19 protein-coding genes are annotated in these 22,234 nt (G+C 63.0%); 11 read left to right on the top strand and 8 right to left on the bottom strand.

Going from position 1 to position 22,234, the window contains the following annotated elements; all coding sequences use genetic code 11:
* Positions 1 to 8 precede the first annotated feature (8 nt).
* Positions 9 to 353, top strand: a complete 345-nt coding sequence (locus BUC40_RS07310; RefSeq protein ID WP_073264172.1) for a YdbL family probable chaperone protein — start codon at positions 9 to 11, stop codon at positions 351 to 353.
* 148 nt (positions 354 to 501) lie between these two features.
* Entirely contained in the window at positions 502 to 735 is a 234-nt protein-coding gene (locus BUC40_RS07305; protein WP_073264170.1) for a zinc ribbon domain-containing protein, read from the top strand.
* A 7-nt stretch (positions 736 to 742) separates the two neighbouring features.
* Here the strand turns inward: BUC40_RS07305 and pdxR are convergent, their stop codons facing one another.
* Entirely contained in the window at positions 743 to 2,245 is a 1,503-nt protein-coding gene (gene pdxR / locus BUC40_RS07300; protein WP_073264168.1) for a MocR-like pyridoxine biosynthesis transcription factor PdxR, read from the bottom strand.
* Between the two features lie 144 nt (positions 2,246 to 2,389).
* On the opposite strand from pdxR, the gene BUC40_RS07295 reads away from it, so the two are divergent.
* The 6 genes from BUC40_RS07295 to BUC40_RS07265 all read left to right on the top strand — a co-directional run bounded on the left by BUC40_RS07295 (position 2,390) and on the right by BUC40_RS07265 (position 10,070).
* Entirely contained in the window at positions 2,390 to 3,592 is a 1,203-nt protein-coding gene (locus BUC40_RS07295; protein WP_073264166.1) for an NAD(P)/FAD-dependent oxidoreductase, read from the top strand.
* A 170-nt stretch (positions 3,593 to 3,762) separates the two neighbouring features.
* Positions 3,763 to 4,287, top strand: a complete 525-nt coding sequence (locus BUC40_RS07290; protein ID WP_073264164.1) for a sigma-70 family RNA polymerase sigma factor — start codon at positions 3,763 to 3,765, stop codon at positions 4,285 to 4,287.
* Positions 4,288 to 4,292: 5 nt separating this feature from the next.
* Positions 4,293 to 5,279, top strand: coding sequence for a FecR domain-containing protein (locus BUC40_RS07285; protein ID WP_073264162.1), 987 nt, complete (start codon positions 4,293 to 4,295; stop codon positions 5,277 to 5,279).
* Positions 5,280 to 5,430: 151 nt separating this feature from the next.
* Positions 5,431 to 7,821, top strand: coding sequence for a TonB-dependent siderophore receptor (locus tag BUC40_RS07280; RefSeq protein WP_244160617.1), 2,391 nt, complete (start codon positions 5,431 to 5,433; stop codon positions 7,819 to 7,821).
* A 361-nt stretch (positions 7,822 to 8,182) separates the two neighbouring features.
* A complete protein-coding gene (locus BUC40_RS07270) occupies positions 8,183 to 9,346 on the top strand; it encodes an MFS transporter (RefSeq protein ID WP_073264156.1) in 1,164 nt (387 codons plus the stop codon).
* A 103-nt stretch (positions 9,347 to 9,449) separates the two neighbouring features.
* On the top strand, positions 9,450 to 10,070 hold the full coding sequence (locus BUC40_RS07265) for a LysE family translocator (protein WP_073264154.1): 621 nt from the start codon (positions 9,450 to 9,452) through the stop codon (positions 10,068 to 10,070).
* Between the two features lie 48 nt (positions 10,071 to 10,118).
* Here the strand turns inward: BUC40_RS07265 and BUC40_RS07260 are convergent, their stop codons facing one another.
* Complete coding sequence (locus BUC40_RS07260) at positions 10,119 to 11,741, bottom strand: methyl-accepting chemotaxis protein (RefSeq protein WP_073264152.1); 1,623 nt, start codon at positions 11,739 to 11,741, stop codon at positions 10,119 to 10,121.
* A 161-nt stretch (positions 11,742 to 11,902) separates the two neighbouring features.
* Positions 11,903 to 12,886 carry an aldo/keto reductase gene (locus BUC40_RS07255; RefSeq protein ID WP_208605762.1) on the bottom strand — a complete coding sequence of 328 codons (984 nt, stop codon included), beginning with the start codon at positions 12,884 to 12,886 and terminating at the stop codon, positions 11,903 to 11,905.
* A gap of 570 nt (positions 12,887 to 13,456) precedes the next feature.
* On the opposite strand from BUC40_RS07255, the gene BUC40_RS07250 reads away from it, so the two are divergent.
* Entirely contained in the window at positions 13,457 to 14,257 is an 801-nt protein-coding gene (locus BUC40_RS07250) for an AraC family transcriptional regulator (RefSeq protein ID WP_425272923.1), read from the top strand.
* A 15-nt stretch (positions 14,258 to 14,272) separates the two neighbouring features.
* Here the strand turns inward: BUC40_RS07250 and BUC40_RS07245 are convergent, their stop codons facing one another.
* A complete protein-coding gene (locus BUC40_RS07245) occupies positions 14,273 to 14,818 on the bottom strand; it encodes a DUF4124 domain-containing protein (protein WP_073264148.1) in 546 nt (181 codons plus the stop codon).
* 203 nt (positions 14,819 to 15,021) lie between these two features.
* On the opposite strand from BUC40_RS07245, the gene BUC40_RS07240 reads away from it, so the two are divergent.
* Positions 15,022 to 15,513 (top strand): hypothetical protein, encoded by a 492-nt coding sequence (locus BUC40_RS07240; protein ID WP_073264146.1) that lies wholly within the window; start codon positions 15,022 to 15,024, stop codon positions 15,511 to 15,513.
* A 27-nt stretch (positions 15,514 to 15,540) separates the two neighbouring features.
* On the opposite strand, the gene BUC40_RS07235 is transcribed toward BUC40_RS07240, so the two are convergent.
* Together BUC40_RS07235 and BUC40_RS07230 are read right to left on the bottom strand one after the other, a co-directional pair.
* The gene (locus tag BUC40_RS07235) at positions 15,541 to 16,011 is read right to left on the bottom strand and encodes an HhH-GDP family DNA glycosylase (protein WP_073264144.1); all 471 of its coding nucleotides are present in this window, start codon (positions 16,009 to 16,011) and stop codon (positions 15,541 to 15,543) included.
* Positions 16,012 to 16,087: 76 nt separating this feature from the next.
* The gene (locus BUC40_RS07230) at positions 16,088 to 18,112 is read right to left on the bottom strand and encodes a methyl-accepting chemotaxis protein (protein WP_073264142.1); all 2,025 of its coding nucleotides are present in this window, start codon (positions 18,110 to 18,112) and stop codon (positions 16,088 to 16,090) included.
* Between the two features lie 482 nt (positions 18,113 to 18,594).
* On the opposite strand from BUC40_RS07230, the gene yghU reads away from it, so the two are divergent.
* Positions 18,595 to 19,434 carry a glutathione-dependent disulfide-bond oxidoreductase gene (gene yghU / locus BUC40_RS07225; protein ID WP_073264140.1) on the top strand — a complete coding sequence of 280 codons (840 nt, stop codon included), beginning with the start codon at positions 18,595 to 18,597 and terminating at the stop codon, positions 19,432 to 19,434.
* Between the two features lie 209 nt (positions 19,435 to 19,643).
* Here yghU and BUC40_RS07220 read toward each other — a convergent pair whose 3' ends face one another.
* Positions 19,644 to 20,849, bottom strand: coding sequence for a multidrug effflux MFS transporter (locus BUC40_RS07220; RefSeq protein WP_425272922.1), 1,206 nt, complete (start codon positions 20,847 to 20,849; stop codon positions 19,644 to 19,646).
* A gap of 35 nt (positions 20,850 to 20,884) precedes the next feature.
* Complete coding sequence (gene fabF / locus BUC40_RS07215; protein ID WP_073264136.1) at positions 20,885 to 22,177, bottom strand: beta-ketoacyl-ACP synthase II; 1,293 nt, start codon at positions 22,175 to 22,177, stop codon at positions 20,885 to 20,887.
* Between the last annotated feature and the right edge of the window lie 57 nt (positions 22,178 to 22,234).

Genomic DNA, 22,234 nt, shown 5'->3' with positions numbered 1-22,234 from the left:
GAGCCCACATGAACCTGATAAAACCTTTCGCCGGCCTGCTGCTGCTCTTCAGCCTGAGCCTGCCGGCCCACGCCATCAGCCTCAACGAGGCGATGTCCGCCCTGGGTGATGCCAAGGCCAGCGGCCAGCTCGGCGAGCAGCCTAATGGCTACCTTGGCGTGGTGAAATCCGGCGGCCAGGCCGACGAAATCGCCAAGCTGATCAACGCCGCGCGCCGCGCCGAGTACCAGAAGCTCGCCCAGCAGAACGGCATCCAGCTCAGCGATGTGGAAACCATCGCCGGCCAGAAGGCCATCGACAAGACCCCCGCTGGCCAGTACATCCAGCAGCAGGGTCAGTGGCGCCGCAAGTAACCCTGTAGAGCGCTCGCAGTACGCCGCGGGCGCTTTTCAATTCCCAGCAAAAAGCCGCAGCCCTCGCCAGCTCTGCTCTGTGGCGGAACTCGGCTACCGGCGCCCAGTCTCACGTCCAGCTATCGCCACTGATCAATGGATGACCGAGATGAGCCTTATCGACTGCCCCGAGTGCCAGAACCGTATCTCTGACAAGGCGCACGCCTGCCCGCAATGCGGCAACCCGATGAATGCGCAGCCCGGCAATCGCTGGCTGACCGAAAAGAACGTCGGTCAGGTCGCGGGCGCGACCACGGCCTGGCTCACAGCGCCGTGGATTGCCCGTATGGTTTTCGGCGTGGTGGCGATGATCTGCATCACCGTGATCATCGTCGCGCGCTGAGCCACCTTCAGGTGCGGCGAAGCAGCCGTGCCGCGTCCTTGGCGGCCTGCTCGATGGCCGTTTCCTCGTACGGCGCAAAGCCCATCACCAGCCCCGGCGCCTGAGGTTTCACGCAATAACGCTGCAGGGGCATCACGTCGATGCCCGCCTCTGCCAGCCGCGCCTGAGCATCGAGCTCATCCATCCCGTGCAGCCGACACACCACATCCAGCCCGGCGCGTATCGGTGGCACCTCGATCAGCCCTTGCCAGTTCCGCTCGGCGGCCTCCGCGAATGTCTCGGCACGCGCTGCATAGAGCTTGCGCATGCGCCGCAGGTGACGGTCAAAATGGCCTTGTTCAATAAAGTCCGCCAACACCGCCTGAGACAGGCTGTTGGCGTGCCGCGCGGTAAGCGAAACCAGCCGCGTGAAACCTTCCACAAGCTGCGGCGGCAGCACCACGTAAGCCAGGCGCAGAGAGGGGAATAGCAACTTGCTGAAGGTACCGGCGAGAATCACCGAAGCATCGGCGCCGGCCATGCTGCGCAGCGCCGGAATGGGCTTGGCGACGAAGCGGTACTCACTGTCGTAATCGTCTTCGAAGATGTAACTGCCCTGCTCGCCGGCCCAACGCAGCAACCCCAGACGCCGTGCCGGCGACAACTCGCCGCCCAACGGCGCCTGGTGCGAAGGCGTGACGTAGGCCATACACGCCGCCGGGGCTAGTCGTATGCCCTCCTCGACCTGCAGGCCCTCGCGGTCTACCGGCACATCGACCATCGCCACGCCGCTGGCCTTCATCAATTGCCGCGCGCCCGGGTAGCCGGGGTCTTCCATCCACACCGTTTCGCCGGGCGCCACCAGCAGCCGCAAGGTCAGGTCCAGCGCCTGCTGCACGCTGCCGAGGATGACGATGCGCTCGGCGCCCACCCGCACGCCACGGGCAATCCCCAGATACTGGGCGATGGCGCTGCGCAGGGCGGGTAAGCCGGCTGGATCAGCATCGAGCATGTCCAACAGACGCGACGAGCGTAGGTGCGCCGTATGCAGCTTGCGCCACAGGTCGATAGGGAACGCCAGCACATCTCCACGGTGAGGGAAGAACGGGCGCAGCCCAGGTTGAGTAGCGCTGCCCATAAAGATCGGTTTTTCCGCCTGCAGGCGCTGCGCCCAGGGCGTATCCGGCGCGTCGCGCTGCTGCTCTGCCACGGGCATCACACGGCGCCGCACATAGCCCGCGTTCAGCGTGGTATCCGGCAATACCGCGCAGACCCGTGTGCCGTAGCCGTTGCTGGTATCCAGATAGCCCTCGGACTGCAATTGCTGATAAGCGGCCTGCGCGGTACCGCGGGCCATGCCGTAATGCTCGGCCAGTGCACGCGTGCTCGGCAGCTGGCTACCTGACGGCAGGCGACTGCTGAGAATCGCCTCACGCAGGGCGGTGTACAGCCAACGCTGCAGACTCTCGCCCGGTTGCGGCGCGCCGAGCGGCAGCGATACCACTAATGGCCCCTGATTGTTGCCCGCCATGCCGCCCTCACTTGGATTAGTCGATTTGACGCTTTATGGATCAATGCGATGATCCACTTCAAGCAGAGAATCACCTCATCACGCCATCCGGTGTGTCGAACCTGCCCGCACTGCGGCCAGGCAAACGCTTTCGAGGACTCTCAGATGAAACAACGCATTCTAGTGATTGGCACCGGTTTCGCAGGACTGTGGGGCGCCCTCAGCGCTGCGCGTCAGCTCGATCTGCAGGCCCGCGACGATATCGAGGTGTGTGTGGTCGCACCGAAGGCAGAGCTGCATGTACGCCCACGTTTCTACGAGGCCGATGTAGCGCGCATGAACGCATCGCTCGATGAGCTGTTCGCCGTCGTCGGCGTGCGCTTCGTTCAGGGTTGGGTCAGTTCTATCGATAGCGTCAGCCAGACCGTGACGTATCGCGATAGACACCAGGCAGAGCAGCAGCTGACCTATAGCCGCCTGATCCTCGCCAGTGGCAGCCAGGTCAACCGCCCGGCCTTGAACGGCATCGAGCATGCTTTCGATGTAGACAGCCTGCAACATGCCATCGACTTGGAGCGCCATCTACACGGTCTGAGCACGTTGCCTGACAGCCCGGCGCGTAACACCGTGGTGGTCGCCGGCGGCGGCTTTACCGGGATTGAAACCGCCACCGAGCTGCCGGCTCGCCTGCGCGCGATCCTTGGCGACGGGGCGGATATCCGCGTGATCGTGGTCGACCGAGGCGAGCGGATCGGCGCCAGCCTGGGCGCACAAGTAGCGCCGATCGTCGCCGAAGCCAGCGCCCAGCAAGGCGTGACCTGGCGCCTCGGCAGTTCGGTCAGCGCGGTGGACGCGGGCGGCGTCACCCTGGCGAGCGGCGAACGTATCGATGCGCTGACGGTGATCTGGACGGTCGGCGTGCACGCTTCGCCGCTTACGGCCCAGCTCCCGGCTGAACGCGACGCTCAGGGTCGTCTGCATGTCGACCGCACGCTCAAGGTCAATGGCCTGAACAACCTGTACGCGGCCGGCGACACCACCTTTGCGGCCGTCGACGACCACGGCAACCACGCCATGATGACCTGCCAGCACGCCATTGCCCTTGGTCGCTCAGCCGGTAACAACGCCGCCGCCGACCTGCTCGGTGTCGCGCCTATCGCCTACAGCCAGCCCAAGTACGTTACCTGCCTAGACCTTGGTGAATGGGGCGCGCTGTTCACCGAAGGCTGGGAACGCAAGGTGGTGCTCACTGGCGCCGAGGGCAAACAGCTGAAAATGCAGATCAACACCGGGTGGATCTACCCGCCTGCCGCCGTCCGCGAAACCGCCCTGGCAGCAGCCGATCCACTGATTCCTGTGGTGGCTTGAGCATTCATAATTCCAAATGAGCGCAAGCTGGGCTGCTGCCATGCAGGCAACCCAGCTTTCACCATGATTTGAGCATTCCCCCATTGCAGCAATCAGCACATCTTGCTCTAATTTGCGACTAATTCTTATCTGCATTGAGGCGCGTAAACGCCTTCGGGTACGTGCTCTCGATGACGCCTTCCGATACCACCGTCCTGCACAACCTGTACGTCAGCCATCGCGGCTGGCTGCAGCAATTCTTGCGTCGGCGCCTGGGCGATAGCGCCGATGCTGCCGACTTGGTGCAAGACACTTTCGTGCGCCTGTTGCTGCGCCCGCGCAGCTTCGACAGCCACAGCGGTGAGCGCTCGTATCTGGCGACCATCGCTCGCGGCCTGAGCATCGATCACTGGCGGCGCAAGCAATTGGAACAAGCCTGGCTGACAACACTGGCCGACCGGCCGCAGGAGCTGCAACCTTCGCCGGAACAGACGGCGCTGATCATGGAAACCCTGCACGAGGTCGACGCCATGCTGCTGCGCCTGCCAGCCCGTGTGCGCCAGGCGTTTTTGCTCGCACAGCTCGATGGCCTGCCGAACCGCGAGATCGCCGTGCAACTTGGCGTGTCGGAGCGCATGGTCAAGAAGTACCTGGCTCAGGCGCTACTGCACTGCGCCGTGCTCGAAGCCGAACTCGACGGCCTGCTGGTCAAGTGAACGGCATGAACGCTCGCCCCCACACGCTCAGCCACGCCAGCCTGCAGCAAGCCGCTGACTGGTACGTGCGCCTGCACGATGAACGACCGGGCAGCCAAGTGCGCCAGCAATGGCAGCAGTGGCTGGAGCAACACGGCGAGCATCGCGATGCCTGGCAGTATGTCGAGCGCGTCAGCCAGCGCTTCGGCCAACTGCAGCAGCAGGATGATGGGCAGGTCTTGCGCCGCACCCTCGCCCAGCCAAGCCGCGCCGCCATCACTCGTCGCCAGGGGCTGAAAAGTTTGCTGCTCGTCGGAGCCGGCAGCCTGCTTGGCTGGAGCACCTGGCGCAGCACGCCGTTGCCGCGACTGGTGGCAAGTTGGACAGCCGATTTCGCCACCGGCACCGGTGAAGTGCGCGAAACACGTCTGGCCGACGGCACCCGCCTGTGGCTGAACGCGACCAGCGCGGTGGATGCCGATTTCAGCAGCGCCTTGCGCCTGCTGCACCTGCGTTTTGGCGAGGTGCTGATCGATACTGCGCGCGATACGCGGCCTTTCTTTATCGACAGCAGGCACGGACGCATGCAGGCCCTGGGTACGCGCTTTAGCGTGCGCAAGAACGACGATGAAACCTGGCTGACGGTGTTCGACGGCACAGTAGAAGTCTGCACCTCAGGCAGCCGCGAAACCCTGCGTATACAGGCAGGTCAGCAGGTCGCCTTCAGCGCCGCCAAGGTTGGCAGCCTGGGAACAGCAGCGAACGCCCGCGAGTCGTGGACGCGCCATGTGCTGGCCGCCGAAGACATGCCACTGGGCCAGTTGCTTGACGAGTTATCGCACTTTCGCCACGGCCACTTGGGCTGCAACCCGGCGGTCGCTGATTTACCAGTGATGGGTTACTTCCCACTCGATGACAGCGAACAAAGTCTGCACCTGCTAAAGGCCGCCCTGCCGATTCGCGTCCAGCGGCTGACCGACTGGTGGGTGAGCGTCGAGCCCAACAACGCCTGACTGCAAATAAATTATCCGCGCGGTTCCCCTTTCTGGATCTCGCTCGGTAATCCCTGAGAAGCCAACTATTCGAACCACTTCAGGGGACATGCAATTGCCAGCCGCGCACGCTTTCCGATTCTCTTTACGACCACTCGCCCTGGCGTTGCCCATGGCGCTGTCCCTCGCCCCGTCGCTGCTGATCGCCCTGCCGGCCACCGCGCAGGAAAGCCAGGCGGTACGCACCTACAGCATCGCGCCAGGGCCGCTCAACAGCGTGCTCAACCAGTTTTCCGCCCAGGCCGGTATCTACCTCGCCGGCCACAACGACCTGGCCAGCGGCAAGACCAGCCCCGGCCTGAACGGCAATTACTCGGTCACTGCCGGGCTCGCCCTGGTGCTGCAGAACTCGGGGCTGGAGGCGGTCGACCAGGGCGGCGGCGGTTATGTGCTGCGCCCGCTGCCCGCCAGTGGCGCACTGGAGCTGGACAGCACCACCGTATCCGGCCTCGCCGACGGCAATGCCGAGCTGCCGGGTGAGCCGCTGGCCGGCTACGTGGCTCTGCGCAACAGCAGCGCCACCAAGACCGATACCGCCCTGGTCGATACGCCGCAATCGATCTCGGTGGTCACCCGCGACGAGCTGCGCAATCGCCAGTCGGAGACCCTGTCCCAGGCACTCAGCTACACGCCGGGCGTCACCAGCCAGCCGACCAGTTTCAACCGTACGGCGGACCGTTTTCGCATCCGTGGCCTCGATGTCGAGTCCGCCACCGGCGGCTCGCTGCGCGATGGCCTGCGCCTGCAGAACAACTCTTATGACGGCATTCAAGAGCCCTATGGCCTGGAGCGTGTCGAGGTGATTCGCGGCGCGGCCTCGGTGCTCTACGGACAGCTGTCGCCAGGCGGCATGATCAACGGCGTGAGCAAGCGGCCGACTCGCGAGCCGCTGCACGAACTCAACCTGCAGATCGGCCAGAACGACCGCAAGCAGCTGTCCGCCGACTTCAGCGGCCCGCTCGGTGACAGCGATACCCTGAGCTACCGCCTGACCCTGCTCACGCGCGATAGCGGCACACCCCAGGATCACATCGACGACGACAGGCTCTATATCGCACCGGCGCTGACCTGGCGCCCGAACGAAGACACCTCCCTGACCTTGCTGTCGTTCTACCAGAAGACCGAAACGGGCTTCTCCGCGCCGCTGCCTTACCAACTGGTCAAGGGCGTGGACGACGCTGCGTACCAGATCGGTCGCCACGACTTCATCGGCGAGCCCGACTACAACGAGATGAACGGCGAGATGTCGACGCTGGGTTACGAGTTCGAGCACCACTTCAGCGAGCAGGTGCGTATCAACCACAAGCTACGTTACTACCAGACCGAAGTGGACTGGAAGTACCTGCAGGTGCGTACCGGCGGTAACGGTCTGACTGCCGCCGTGATCAATCAGGCGGCCACCACGGGCATCCTGCAGCGCCAGTACAGCGACCGCCGCGAGCGCGCCCGTGGCCTGGCCAGCGACACCAATATCGAATCGAAATGGCAGCTTGGTGGCGCGGAGCACAGCGTGCTGCTGGGCTTCGATGCCTACGACATGAGCTACGACTCGCACAACTTTCGCGGCGTCGCGCCAGCGCTGGATCTGAGCCGCTACAACTACGGGCAGCCGGTAGTGGTGAACAAGGACCGCAGCCTGGAGCGCGGCTCACAGATCGACACCCTGCAAAAAGGCGTTTATCTGCAAGATCAGATCAACATCGACGACCGCTGGGTTGCCGTACTCGGCGTGCGCCACGATTGGGCCGACCAGAACCAGCAGCATCGCGACGGCGTGCGCACCAGCCAGGACAACGAGGCCACCACCTACCGCGCCGGCCTGGTCTACAAGTTCGATAACGGCTTGGCGCCGTACCTGAGCTACAGCGAATCGTTCTTCCCGGTGTCAGTGGCCGTTGCCGGCGGGCAGAGCTTCGTGCCCACCGAAGGCAAACAATACGAAGCGGGCATTCGCTACCAGCCCGACGGCCGCAACCTGCTGCTCAGTGCCGCGGTTTTCGAGCTGACCCAGCAGAACGTGTTCAAGCAGGACCCTGCCACCAACATCGCCTCGCAGACGGGCGAAGTGCGCTCGCGCGGCTTCGAGGCGGAAGCCAAGGCGGACGTGACAGAGAACCTCAGCCTGATCGCCTCATACGCCTATATCGATGCACGCATTACCGAGAGCAGCATCGCCAGCGAAGTCGGCCAGCGCAGCGAGGACACGCCGTATCACCAGGCGGCGCTGTGGTTCGACTACAATTTCATGCGCCTCAACCTACCGCAACTCACCGTCGGCGCCGGCGCCCGCTACAAGGGCACCACCCAGGCCTCCGGCATGGACTCAGCGATGCCTGCCTACACCCTGTTCGATGCCATGGTCAGCTACCAGCTCGACGCGAACTGGGACATCAGCCTCAACGCCAACAACCTCACAGACAAGCAGTACACCTACTGTGAGTTCGCCACCTGCACTTATGGCGACGAGCGCCAACTGGTGACCGCGGTGAACTTCCGCTGGTAGCCAACGCCCAGGTCGGCCGCCTCATATGCGGCTGGCCTGGCTAGCTCAACGCGTACTCAGCTGATTGACGGCCCCGCTGTATCTGGCCAAACTCCAGCGTCTCAACCTGGCCGAGCCCGCCATGCTATCCATCGCCCATTCGCCTGCCCCGCTCTGCACCGGCCTTTCGCCGGCGGCGCTGTGCTGGCCGCGCGATGCCCTTCTGCGCCGCCGTCGTGCGGTGCTGTTCGCTTTCACCTTCTCGCCTCACGCCTGAGCTGCCTCGCGGCGGCTGTTTGTTGCTACCAGGCGCTGCGCCCTGTGCGCGGCGATATCTCCTTGTTTGCACACGCCTGCCCAACGTGCCAGGCGGGAGTCGAGAATGACCAATCGTAATGTGTTATGCCTGCTGATCGCCGCGGTGTCGGTGGTCGGCCTGAGCATGGGAGCGACGCTCCCGCTGGTGTCGCTGCGTTTGCACGAGGCGGGCGGCAGTTCGCTGGCCATCGGTGTGGTGAGCGCCATGCCGGCGGCGGGCATGATCCTGTCGGCCATGCTGGCCACTGCGCTTTGCCGGCGTTATTCCGCGCGGCAGCTGTACCTGGGCTGCTTCGCCCTGTGCGCAGCGAGTGCTGCAGGCATCGAATGGGTGAGCAGCAGCCTGCCAGCACTGGCGGCTTGTCGGCTGATCATGGGTTTGGCCATGGGTCTAGTGGTGATTCTTGGCGAGTCTTGGGTAAACGGGCTGTGCAATCCGCAGCGCCGCGGGCAGACCGTTGCGCTCTACGCGGCCTGCTTTACCGGCTGTCAGCTCGGCGGGCCGGCGCTGATCAGCATCCTGGGAACGCAGGCCGCCTGGATCGTGCTGATTGTCACCCTTGCCAACCTGGCGACCCTGGCGCTGATCTGGCAGCTGCCCGACCAGATGAACGAAGACGAGGAGCACGCGCGCAACTTTTCACTGCTCGGCTTTTTCCGCATAGCCCCAGCGCTGTGCATCGGCGTGCTGTTCTTCTCGTTCTTCGATGCGGTGATCCTCTCGCTGTTTCCCATCTACGCCAGCAGCCAGGGTTACGCGTTGGCCGCGGCGGCGCTGATGGCCAGCGTGATCCTAGCCGGCGACATGCTGTTTCAGGTGCCGCTCGGCTGGCTGGCAGATCGCCTTGAGCGGCGCGCCCTGCACCTGGCTTGCGGAGTCGTCAGCCTGGCGTGCGGCATCGCCCTGCCCTGGCTTATAGGCCAACCATCGCTGTTGTGGCCAACGCTGATAATCCTTGGTGCAGCTGCTGGCGGCGTCTACACCCTGGCGCTGATCCTGATCGGCCAGGACTTTCGCGGCGCCGACCTGGTCACCGCCAACGCCAGTGTCGGCATGTTGTGGGGCATAGGCAGCCTGCTCGGGCCTCTATTGAGCGGCGCTTTGATGGCCGGCAACTCCCATGGCCTGCCGCTCGCACTGAGCCTTGCCGCCAGCCTGTTCGTGCTGGCGGCGCTCTCGGCGTTGCGCTCGTCACGCCGTACGCTGAGTCAACGAGACACGACCTGAAAGACGCCTTCGCTCAAGCCGCTGCCTGACGATTTCCTTCAATACGGCATGGGTTCGGGGCGACAGACTGGCGGGCCTCCTTCCTAGACGAGCGATGCCCGCCATGCAACAGTTCCTGATCATTGCCGCCGCCCATTTCCTGGCGCTGATTTCCCCCGGCCCGGATTTCTTTCTGGTCGCCCGTACCTCACTCGCCGCAGGCTGGCGGGTCGCCAGCGGCGCCTGCCTGGGTATTGCCGTGGCCAACGGCGTGTTCATCGTCGCGGCGTTCACCGGCGTGTCGGTGCTGCAGCAGGGCAGCGTGCCCTTCATCACCCTGCAACTGGTCGGCTGCCTGTACCTGCTGTACCTGGGCGTGCTGTTCATTCGCCATGCCGGCAGCAGCGTGCTGCAGGCCCCGGGCGACGCGGCGCCTGGCGGGCGAACCTCCTGGCTGCAGGCGGCCGGGATGGGTTTTCTGTCCGGCATCCTCAACCCCAAGAACGCGCTGTTCTACGTCAGCCTGGCGAGCATGCTGGGGGCCCAGAGCAGTGCCGGCTGGAAGGCCTTCTATGGCATCTGGATGTTTGCCGTGGTGCTCGGCTGGGACCTGCTGGTGGCGCTGGCCATCGGCAATGGCCGCCTGCTGCGCAGCTTCCAGCGTGCCCTGCCGATGCTGGAGCGACTCTCTGGGCTGGTCTTGATCGCCCTGGCGCTGGGCATGCTCGGCATGCTGATGGCTTGATCGCGCTCACTGCCGCCCTGAGCAAGGCAGTCGGTGAGCGCTTACGGATCAATCCTTCAAGCGCGCCGCCAGTGTCGACAGGTCGCCGGACAGCCCCTGCATGGCGCGGCTCGCCGTTTCGCTGCGCTGCAGATCGGCCTCGTTGCTCTGGGCGATGGAGACGATCTCGGCCAGGTTGCGGGCGATGTCTTCAGCGACCGATGTCTGCTCTTCGGCAGCGGTAGCGATCTGCCGATTCATGTCACGAATCGATTCCACCGCCTGGGTAATGCTGTGCAGGCTTTCGCCGGCCATGCTGACCTGGGCACGGCCCGCAGCGCTCTGTTGCGTGCCCGCGTTGATGGCTGCGGTCGCCTCCTTCGAAGCGCTCTGCACGTTGGCGATCAGCTGGTGGATTTCACTGATCGAACTGGCGGTTCGGAACGACAGGTTGCGCACCTCATCAGCGACCACCGCGAAACCTCTGCCGGCATCACCGGCACGCGCCGCTTCGATGGCCGCATTGAGTGCCAGCAAGTTGGTCTGGTCGGCAATGCCACGGATCACGTCCAGCACGCTGCCGATGCGCTCGCTGTCACTTTCCAGACGCGTGATCACCTCCGAGGTGCGGGTGATTTCGTCGTGCATCTGCTCGATGGTGGCGATGGTGCGGGCCATGGTCGACTCGCCTTCCTGAGCGGCCTGATCAGCTTCATCAGCGGCACGCGCAGCCGCAGCGGAGTGCCGCGCTACTTCATCAGCCGTGGCGCTCATCTGGTGCATGGCAGTGGCAACTTGGTCGGTGCGCGAAAACTGCTCACGAATGCCATGGCCGATATGCCCGGCCACACTGCTCAGCTCGTGAGTCGCGGCATCCAGCTCACCGGTGCCGCGCCGCAGCTGCTGCGACAGCGCCTGCATAAATTCGCGCAGCCGGTTGGCCGCCTGAGCCAGTCGGCCCACTTCGTCTTCACGGCCTTCGCTCAGGCGCTCACCGAATTGCCCGCGGCTGAGCAGATCGAGCTGCCCGGTCGCCTGCAACAGCGGCGTGGTGATGCGCCGGTTAACCAGCCAGGCACTGAACAGCGCCAGCAAAAAACCCAGGGCGAGCATCGCCAAGCTACCGAACAGCACGCTGCGCTGAGCGATCTCGCGCAACTCAGCGGCGCTTGCCTGGCTGCGCTCGTGCAGCTCATCGACCAGCAACGACAGCTGCTCGGTGGTCGCCCGGTCAATCCCCTTCACTGCCGCATCACCGGCCTGCGCAGAAAACCCCGCTGCAGCAAATGCTTCATAACCTCGGCGATAGGCTTGGCCCATCTCGGCATGGGCACGGCGCAATTCGCTCAGGCGCTGGCGCAATTCGCCACTGCCGGCCGTATCGATCAGGTGGCCAATCTGCGCCTGAACCTGCCCTTCTTCCTTCTTAAACTGCTGCCAGTAGCGGTCGCGCTGGGTCTGGTCAGCGCCGCGCAGCAACACGTTCTTCCATTCCTGCACCTGGATTTTGAACGTCAGGTTGGCGCCGTCCACCTGGCGTGCCTCCTCCAGAGGGCCACTGAGCAACGCCTGATAGCCGTCCAGCTGGCGCGACAACAGCGCAAAACCCGCTAGCGCAATCAACAACATCAACACCAGACCACCGCCAATCAGCAACACCAATTGGGCACGCAGCGAACGACCAAAGCTCATGGAAATCTCGAACGGAAGGGAGAAGAACGAAGATTTTATGAATACTTTGTGACCTTTATGTTGCGGCCTAACAGCCGCCTGGCGGAGTGGTGTTCGCTATTGGCCGAGGCACTTGCGCAAAGGGCCGCGATCACGTCGCGGCCTGCGGCTATTGGAGGTAATCAGGCGGGAACCGGCGCCTGGGCATCGATCAGTTTCTGGCTTTTCAACTCACTCCAGAAGGCAGCAGGAATGCCAACTTTCATCGCCTGTACATTGGAGAGGATTTGCCCAGGTGCGCGCGCCCCAGGCACGATTGCCGACACCTGCGGATGCGCTGCGGCGAACTGCAATGCGGCGGTGTGGATGTCGATGCCATGCTGGCTGGCGACGGCCATGATTCGCGCCCGCTTCTCCACGGCGCCTGCCGGGATGTCTGGGCTGAAGTTGAAACGGCTGCGCCCACCAAGGAAGCCGTCGTTCAGCGGTGTTCCCACCACCACGCTGGTGCCATTTTTCTGCAAGGCCGGGAAGGTGTTGCGCAGTGCGTCGGCGTGATCAAGTAGCGAATACTGGCAGGCCAGCAGCACGATGTCCGGCGTAGGGTCATCGTTCGTCACCGCCCGCACGGCAGCATTCGGCGTGTTGATGCCAAAGCCCCAGGCCTTGATAAGCCCCTCGTCACGCATTTTTTCCAGCTCGACCATCGCCCCTTCACGAGCAATCCGGTAAGCCGCCTCCCAGCCACCCTCCAGCTCGGTGTTATCTGGGGAAAGGTCATGGATGAACACGATGTCGAGCCGCGGCAGACCCAGGCGCTGCAAGCTATCTTCCACGGAGCGCCGCGCGCCTGCGGCGGTGTAGTCGTATCGATAATTGAACGGCGCTGGCGACTTCCAGATGGCATGGTCTGCGCGCTTGCCTCCCGCCGCCGTCAGCACCCGCCCCACCTTGGTGGATATGACGTATTCAGCGGGATTGCGGTTATGCAGAAAGCGCCCCAAGCGGTACTCACTCAAGCCAAATCCGTAAAACGGCGAGGTATCGTAAAGCCTCACGCCAGCGCCCCAGGCGGCCTCAAGAACCGCCGCCGCCTGCTGGTCGCTTATTGGCTCGAAAATATTACCGATCTGCGTGCCGCCCATGCCAAAACGATGCGGCGTCATGTAGCGCATCTTATGGGAGGGTGAGTTGACGGGCAGATTCGCCCGCACGATTTTCCCTTCCGTGCGCATCACGCTGCCGCGCTCGGTCAACGATGCTGGGACCGAAGCAGCAGTTGCCGTACCTGCAACGCTCATTGTCGGCAACAACGCGGCGGCAACAGCACCTGCCGCTGAAAAGGTAAGAAAGTCTCGTCTGTCCATCTAGGTTTCCTTTCGCGAAACAGGGGCAAGGGCCGTTTAAAAAGCCGGCATCAGTGCTGGAAAACTAGAGCAACCATGACTTGCCGGGTGACCCTAATGCGCCCTATCTTTTGCACAATCCTGCCGATGCCCTTGTGCTGATCACACACTCTCAGCAGACTCGGCACTTCCATGGGCAGGGGTGCAGTTATGACCGGCGTATCCTCCTCGCAACTCAGCGTCAGCAATGCGCGGCCCGTCGCCTTGGGCGACCCGACGCCACCCTCAGAAACCTCGCGGGCACTCAATCAGTTGATTGAACGTGTGGCGTCTGCAATAGGTTTCGACGAGGTTCACAAAACCTCCATACCCGGCCTGACCTTCTATCGAATGGCCGACCTGGGAACCCCGACCTACTGCATTTACGAGCCTTGCGTGGCCATCATTCTGCAGGGCGCCAAGGAAATCATCTTTGGCGAAGAAGCCTGCGAGTTCGGCCCCGGCGTGTTCTTCGTCACCTCGGTGGACATTCCAACGCTGGCTCGTGTAACCGCAGCCAGTGAGCACACGCCCTATCTGTCAGTGGTATTGAAGCTCGACCTTGCCATGCTCAATGACGTGATTCAGACCCTTGCACCGACAAAGCAGGAAACCACTCAGGAAGCGCGGGGGTTCGTATCGGGAGCGGCGTCGAGGGAAATGCTCGAGGCGTTCGAGCGTTTGTCCGCACTGATAGACCGACCACTCGAAGCAGGGTTGATGTCGGACCTCATCAAGCGTGAGATTTGTGTTCGGCTGTTACTCGGCGCGGCCGGCCCATGGCTGCGCAGCGTTACCCGCGACGGTTACCGAGACAAAGGCATCGTCAGGGCCATCGAGTGGCTGAAGCACCACTACGACAAGCCACTGCACGTCGCAGACCTTGCCGAGCGCTCAGGAATGGCCAGCTCGACGCTGCACCATAACTTTCGAAAACTCACCGGCACCAGCCCTGTTCAATATCAGAAGCAGCTAAGGCTACAGGCGGCGCGCAGCCTGATGCTCACCGACAGGCTCGACGTGAACACCGCCGCATTGCGGGTAGGCTATGAAAGCGTCGCCCAGTTCAGCCGTGAATACGCCCGACGCTTTGGCGCACCACCCTCCAGAGATATCAAGCAGGCGCGCGAGAATGGCGGAACACTCGCCTAAAGACGAGAGGCCGGCTCAAGGTTTCCGAGTTCGTGCCCTGGCCTCCTTCTCGGCCTCATCCATGGCTGCGGAGAGCAGACCAGAACAGGCCAGCACACCAGCCCCTTTGGAGAGGCACTCATAACGCTGCTGCTCCTCCGCGGAACTGGTGAGACAGTCCTGCAAGGTGATTCGCTGTTCAGCCCCGGCAAGATTCGTTTGCACCTGCTCGTATTCAGCTGCGGTGATTCGGCCAGCGTCCTGCCGCTCCTGCGCGATCTCTCTCAGGTTTTGTAAATCAATAGCCGTCCAGCGCATGGCGCTCTGGCACATCTCACGCCTCGAGACCTTGCCTGCAACAGCTTCACCCGCAACCTCGACGGGCGCTGTGGGTACAGCCGTTCGTCCCTCACCGGCATACCCCTGCTTGATCGTAACGGCCTCAACACTCTGCTGGGCAGCCGGCGGCTGGCTACTGAAATGCTTCTGGCCCTTCTCGTCCACCCAGGTGTACACCTGGCTCAGCGCTTGATTGGAAAGGCTGCAGAGCAAAAGCAACGCAAGCGTCTGGCGAATGGGCATGACCGATAAATCCCTTTACTGAGCGCGGGCTGCGCTGCAGGCAATCTAGAACCGGGCGACGGCTTTGCCAAGGGGCCGCGGCTCTGCCTGCTCTATATCTGCGAACCGCTCGATGGTGGCTTTCCATAAAGTTGCCCAACACAGCGGGCAAGACTGCATACAATGCACATCCGCTTTCAGCTCCGCATAAGGATTCCGCCGCCATGGCCTCCCCCGACAAGCAGAAAAAACGCGCCCAGCGGGCCAAATCCAAGGCCAAGCAGAACCGCATCGGCAAGCCCAAAGCCAATGTCGTGCACCCGGTGCTGGCCAATCCGCTGATCGACGAACCGTTCGATGACGTGGAGATCGACCTCAGCACATTCGACTTCAAGGACATCGAGGAAAACGGCTTCGACCCGTCGCACTTCGATGACCTGTTCCAGGCGATGAACAAGGCGGAAGCCATCAGCCTGCTCGCCATGTGCCTGGTATTCCTGCAGTACCCGGTGCTGGAACTGGTGGTAGCCGAGGAAGACCCGGAAGCGGCGACCGACTTCATGATGGGCCTGCTGATCGTCTACCGCAGCCTGTTCCATCGCGATGACGAAGACGCGGCAGTGCAGTGGATCGGCAGCGAGACCTTCCAGACGGCCTACAACGAAGCGTCGGAGATTCTGCAGAAGAGAAATGCGCGGGCTGATGTGCGTGCTTGAAAGCTGAAGCGCATCTGGCCGCGTTAGTCACTCATGTCCATACAAGCCAGACTCGGCCTCGCGCATAAAGATCTCCAGCGTCTTCGGGCCAATGCCCTCGAACGCCAGCAGCCTTTTTGCAAAGTCCTCCCGGCTAGGGCTTTGCTGGCGAATGGTGGTAAGCATACCGCCGTATTCATGCAGCAGTTTGCGGCTGAGCTTGTGCAAACGCTCCGCGGTGGAAATGTCATAGCGCACGTAGCGCGCTTGACCGAGCAGACGCACCAGTTCCTGTTTGCTGCAGCGAGCGAGCTTTGCAGGCGTGTCCAGCTCGTGCTGCTCGACGATGACCCGATAGGCCCGCTCGGCAACCGATTGCTGGATGGGTTTACCGAACAGGAAACTCGCCAGCAGCCATTTGAACAGCGCCGTTTCACGCGCCTCATCTAGCTCAGCGTCGAGACCCAGTTGCTGCGCGGTGATGCGTTTTTCTGCCACCGGTGCACTGCTCTCCTGCATGGCGAGCGTTTGCTACGCCTTCTTCAAAGAGCAGACCACGGTTAGCGGGCAGCGCTCACCTCATCTGCTGACAGCCTCATATCTTGAAGCGCGACACCACCGTGCGCAGCTCGCCTGCCAAGCGCGACAGCTCGTCGGCTGTCTGCGCGTTCTCCTCGATGCCCTCGATCAGCACCATGCTGCCGTTACGGATTTCGATTACGTTGCGGTTGATGTCCTCGGAGACGGCATGCTGTTGCACGGCGGCGCTGGCGATCTGGGTATTCATGCCGACGATGTGCTCGACTTCATCATTGATCTCGCCAAGGCTCTTGGCAGCCTGATCCGCCGACTGCACACAGGCCTGCGCCTTGTCCTGTCCGGTTTTCATCTGCTCTACGGCGGCCGACATGGCCTGCTGCAGTTCCTGGATGATACGGCGGATTTCCTCGGTCGAGCCCTGCGTGCGAGAGGCCAGCGTGCGCACCTCATCGGCCACCACGGCGAAACCGCGCCCCTGTTCACCGGCACGGGCAGCTTCGATGGCGGCATTCAAGGCCAGCAGATTGGTCTGGTCGGCGATATTGCGGATCACCTCGATGACCCCGCCGATCTCTTGGCTGTGCACCGCAAGTGCGGAAACCTTCTGTGCGCTCAGCTCCACTTCACTGGCCAGTGCTTCGATGGTCATGCGCGTGTTCTGCATCACCGCAAGCCCGTTGCTTGATGCCTGACTGGCCTGCCCGGCTGCCCGCGCGGCGCCTTCGGTGTTCTGCGCCACGTCGGCGACACTGGCGGTCATCTCGTTGATGGCGGTGGCCACCTGTTCGGTTTCGCCCTGCTGGCCATTCATCGACTGCTTGGCCCGTTCGATGGACGCGCCCAGGCGCACCGAGGCCTCGGACACCGCATGGGAGCTGTGCTCCACCTGCGTCAGCGATGCGCGGAAGGCTTGCACCATGCTGTTAAAACCAGTGCTCACATCGGCCATTTCGTCTTTGCCGCGCACCTGCACCTGAACGGTAAGGTCGCCCTGTGCGATCAGCCGGGTGGCAGCGAGCACATCGTCGATGGCTTTGCGCATCGAGCCGTAGATGCCGGCGAACACATAGGCCAGCAACAGGCCCATGCACACGAACATCACTAGGATCAGCGTCCGGTCGGCCGCGCGATCATGGGCCCGGCTGTCCAGGGCGTCGGTCAGTTCCTGCTGCAAGACGTCCTGGGCCTTGTACAGGTCGGCCACCACTGCGTTGCCCTTGGCTGCCAAGCCCTGCACACCCGTAATGGTGCCGCCGGTATCGGCCAGTACCCGATCCAGGTCGCTGCGAAAGCTGTCCAAGGCCTGCAATGCGCTGTCGATAGGTGACTGCAGCCGGCCGGCCAGCGCCGGTTCATTGCGGCGCAGCAGCGTCAGGCTTTGCAGCAGCTCCTGGCGAATCTGCAGTTCCTGCTTGAGCAAGACCCGCATGGACGAGCGCGTGCCGGCAATCAGCGGCTGGCCTTCACGCAGCCCGCTGGCCAGGCCGCGCAATTGGCCGACGACATTGATCTGCCGCGGCAGACGCAGGGAGCTCTGGTCGATCATGAACAGCGAGTCGTAGTCATCGTCCAGCACCATGCCGGACGTGGCGCTGATCAGATAGACGAAGTTCAGGGTCTTGCCGATCTGGTCGTTCCAGGCATCGAAGATCGCCGCCTGTTCGGCATTGCCCTTGGCCTGCTCGATCAGTTGAAACGCATCGCTGCGCAGGCGCGCCACGCGGTCACCGGTTTCCAGCACGGTGCCCAACTCGCGGTCGGCGGCCTCCAGCTTGCTGAACGCTTCCTGTAGTTTCGCCTGGTTGGCGGCCAAATCTCCCTGGGCGGAGGCGTCGCCGCTGAGCAGGCGGTTGGTCAGCGCGCGCTGCAACATCGACAGGCGCAGCACCGGGGTGACGTCCAGCAGGTAACGCTGGCCCACCTGCTCACTGCGAATATTGTCGATGCTGGCATTGATCTGGTTGATAACCCGCAGGCCCAGCAGGGTCAGCGGAATAAGCACGATTACGGCGAGAATCGCGAATTTGACGGGGAAGCGCAGCCGACTGGTCAGGTGCATGGCAGGAGCAAGGATAATCATGGTTTCTCACTGATCTCATCGGATCGGCTTGGTGTTTTATGGCGCTCACAGCGGCTTGTCTATTAACAAGCCCTTGTGCCCGTAATGCCTGGGTGCGCCTTCTTTTGGAAGGTCGCCCACCCAGAATGGCAATAAGCCATTATTGGCGATGTGAGTGTGACAACCGGCCTCCAGCGTGGTTGCAACAAAATATTCGTTAGATAGCTCTGCACGGATTCACCCTGGCACTCAGGTCGGTGGCGGCCGAATCGCTGCCGCTACCTGCCTTTCGGCGCCCGTATGAACAACTTGACTCAGTAGTTACAAATTGCCATCACAACACCGTTATTCGGCTACTAAGCCGATGAAAATCCATGTGCTGGACACCGCCACATCAACCCGCTCGATACCCACAATGCGCCGCAGGCGCTCGAATAACCGGCGTAATCGGGCTAGCCTCGCGTTCACATGCATTACCCATTAACGCCGATAGCGAGGATTCGATGACCCAATCAACCTATGTTCCGCCCAAGGTATGGCAGCACCTTGAAGCTTCCGGTGGCCAGTTTTCCAAGATTAATCGCCCCACTGCCGGCGCGACCCACGAGGAGGAACTACCGGTCGGCAAGCACCCGCTGCAGCTCTACTCCCTGGCAACGCCCAATGGCGTGAAGGTGACCATCCTGCTCGAAGAGCTGCTGGCCCTGGGGCACAGCGGCGCCGAGTACGACGCCTGGCTGATCCGCATTGCCGAAGGCGACCAGTTCTCCAGCGGCTTCGTGAGCGTGAACCCGAACTCGAAGATTCCCGCCCTGCTCGACCGCAGCGGCGACACGCCAATCCGTGTATTCGAATCTGGTTCGATCCTTCTTTATCTAGCGGAAAAATTCGGCGCATTCCTGCCCAAAGACCCGGCAGGCCGCACCGAGACCCTCAACTGGCTATTCTGGCAAATGGGCTCGGCACCCTACCTGGGCGGCGGCTTCGGGCACTTCTACGCCTACGCCCCGGAGAAATTCGAGTACGCGCTCAACCGCTTCACCATGGAAGCCAAGCGCCAGCTGGACGTGCTGAACCAGCGCCTCGCCAATAATCGCTACCTGGCCGGCGACACCTACACCATCGCCGATATCGCCGTGTGGCCCTGGTACGGCGAGCTGGTGCGCAACAACGTCTACGGCGCCGCCGAATTCCTTTCCGCCCATGAATATCCCCACGTACAACGCTGGGCCAATGAGATCGCCGAGCGCGAAGCGGTGAAACGCGGCCGTCGCGTGAATCGCACATGGGGTGAGGAGTCAGAGCAAGTGCCAGAGCGGCATAAGGCTTCGGATCTGGCTTGAGGCGCGGATAACGACGGCGAACGCTGGTAGTTCAGATAACTACAAAAAGCCCCGATGCTTTTTAGCGTCGGGGCTTCAAGCCTGAAGTTTGCGTAGGAACGCGATTTTCTTTCTGGCTCTGATCGTCAAAGCGGCTCTAAAGCGTTTTTACACGACATGGGGCAGAAGCAGCCTTTTACTCCAGGCGGCCGCCAATTCGTATCGAGCCCCTAGTATCTGGCCGCCCGCTTTTCGATCTGGGTACTCGAAAAGAACATTATCAGCGCCACCAAGCAAACTAACGCCTGGATAACGCCTAAGGTCGACACCGGCGCGTACGCCAGCACCGATACCAACCAGGTGGTTATCGCGGCGGCGCCCATGGTCAGAAAGCCGAGCAGTGCTGACGCAAGCCCCGCTTCCTTGCCGAATGGCCCCATGGCAATGGCCGTGCCCAGCGGGTTGGCCAGGCCCATGCCCCAGAGAAAGGTCACCATCGACAGCGAGTACCAGCCAAGACCTGGATTACTAGGCCCGACCAGCAGCAGGCAGCCGGCTAGTACGGCGGTGGTCAGGCCCACAGTAGCGACGGTGCGGCTGCCATAGCGGCGCGCTAGGCGCGGTGCGGCCATGCCGGCGGCGAATACCACGAATACTGTGGCGGCGAAGTACAGCCCCGCTTGCAGGGACGACAGCCCCATGCTGCTCATCAGAATCGCCGGGGCGGCTGCGAAGGAAGCGAACAGCCCGCTCATCAGCAAACTCACTGCGGCGCCTGGAAGAATGAAGCGGCCATCGGCGATCAGCCGGCCGTAGGCGCCCACTACCTGCGGTACCGACTGTGCGGTTCGGCGTTCCGGCGGAAGCGTTTCGCCAAGGCCGCGCGCGTAGAAGAACGCGATGATGATGGCGGCAATCCCCACCATCACGAAGATCGCCCGCCAGCCCAGGGCGGTGGTCAGCAGGCTGCCCAGCAGCGGTGAGAAACCGGGTGCTGTCGCGGTGGCGATCATGGTCAGCGACAGCGCCCGCGCCAGGGTTTCGCCTTCAAACAGGTCGCGTGCAATGGCGCGGGCCAGCACCGCAGCGGCGCAAACGCCCAGCGCCTGGATCACTCGCCCGGCGATCAACATGTCGAGCGAGCCTGCAAAGCCGGCGACCAACGTGCCCACTACAAACAGCGAGAGCCCGCCGAGTACCAGACGCTTGCGGCCGAAACGGTCGGCCAGCGGCCCGAACACCAATTGCGCGAGCGCGTAGGTGATGAAGAAGCTGGAAAGCGTCAGGCCCAGCTCGCGGGAGGACACGCCAAGCTCCTGGCCGATGTCCGGGAACGCCGGAAGGATGATGTTGGTGGACAAGATGCTGATCGCCGACAGCCCCGCCAGTAACGCGACGACCTTGCCGGTCAGTTGCGTGCCGGTTTGCGTAGCCATCACGCTGTTGCTTGCCACCGCCTGATGCTGCCCGCTCATGGTGTCGCCTCCCAGCGCCGGAACAACACGCTGGCATTCACGCCTCCAAACCCGAAGCCATTAGAGAGCGCGTAGGTGATCGGCATTTTGCGGGCGTTGAGCGCGACCAGGTCGAGCCCCGCCGCTGCTTTGTCCGGGTTGTTGAGGTTCAGGGTCGGCGGCACGATCTGGTCACGCAGCGCCAGCACCGTGCAGATCGCTTCGATGCCGCCAGCAGCGCCCAGCAAGTGACCGGTGGCAGATTTGGTCGAGCTGATCGCCACGCTGGCATCGGCGCCGAACAGCGACTTGATAGCGGCCAACTCACCGTTATCGCCAACCTGGGTGGAGGTGGCGTGGGCATTGATGTGCTGCACATCGTCCGGGCTCAGGCCTGCCTGCTGCAACGCCTGTTGCATGGCGCGGCGGGCACCGCTGCCATCCTCGGGGCCGGCGGTGAGGTGATAGGCATCGGCGCTGGTGCCGTAGCCCACCAGCTCGGCCAGCGGCGTGGCGCCACGCGCAAGGGCGTGCTCCAGCGACTCGATCACCAGCAACCCGGAGCCTTCGGCCATCACGAAACCGTCGCGGTCACGATCAAACGGGCGCGAGGCCTGCTGCGGGTTATCGGCAAAACCGGTGGACAACGCCCGCGCCGCCGCAAAGCAGCCCAGGGTCACGCGGTCGATTGCCGCTTCCGTACCGCCGCAGATGGCGATATCGGCTTCGCCACTTCTGATCAGACGAGCCGCATCGCCAATCGCCTGCACGCCGGCGGCACAAGCGGTGACCGGCGCGCCAAGCGGGCCTTTGAAACCGTTGCGGATGGACACATGCCCCGCTGCCATATTGGCCAGGAACGAGGGTGCGGTGAATGGCGACAGCCTGCGCGGCCCGCGTGAGTCGGTGGTGCGCACCGCCTCGGCCATGGCACCGAACCCGCCCACGCCCGAGGCGATGATGGTTGCGGTTCGTGCCTGCTCGGCTTCGCTGCCTGGGTGCCAGCCCGCCTGCTCCAGCGCTTCATGAGCGGCAATCAGCGCAAACTCGATAAAGCGGTCCATCTTCTTGCGTTCTTTCGGCGCGATGATCTGTTCGGGTTGGTAGCCCGCCAGCGCATCCTCTTCGAACGTAGGCACTTGCCCGCCTACCGCCACGCCCGTGCCTTCGGTGATTTCTGCTGGCAGCGCGCGAATGCCCGAGCGCCCGGCTAGCAGGCGGCTCCACACTTCATCCACACCACAGCCCAGTGGCCCGACGATGCCAGTGCCGGTCACCACGATGCGTTTCTGTTGTTGAACGTTGCTCATTGGAACCTCTCTGTATCGGTCGACGCTCTCCCGAGCCGCAGGAGAACGCGCTGACCG

It is taken from the genome of Phytopseudomonas punonensis (assembly GCF_900142655.1).
GTDB classification, from domain to species: Bacteria; Pseudomonadota; Gammaproteobacteria; order Pseudomonadales; family Pseudomonadaceae; genus Aquipseudomonas; species Aquipseudomonas punonensis.
The sequence above is the reverse complement of the archived record's forward strand: the minus strand, read 5'-3'. Positions and strand labels throughout refer to the sequence as shown.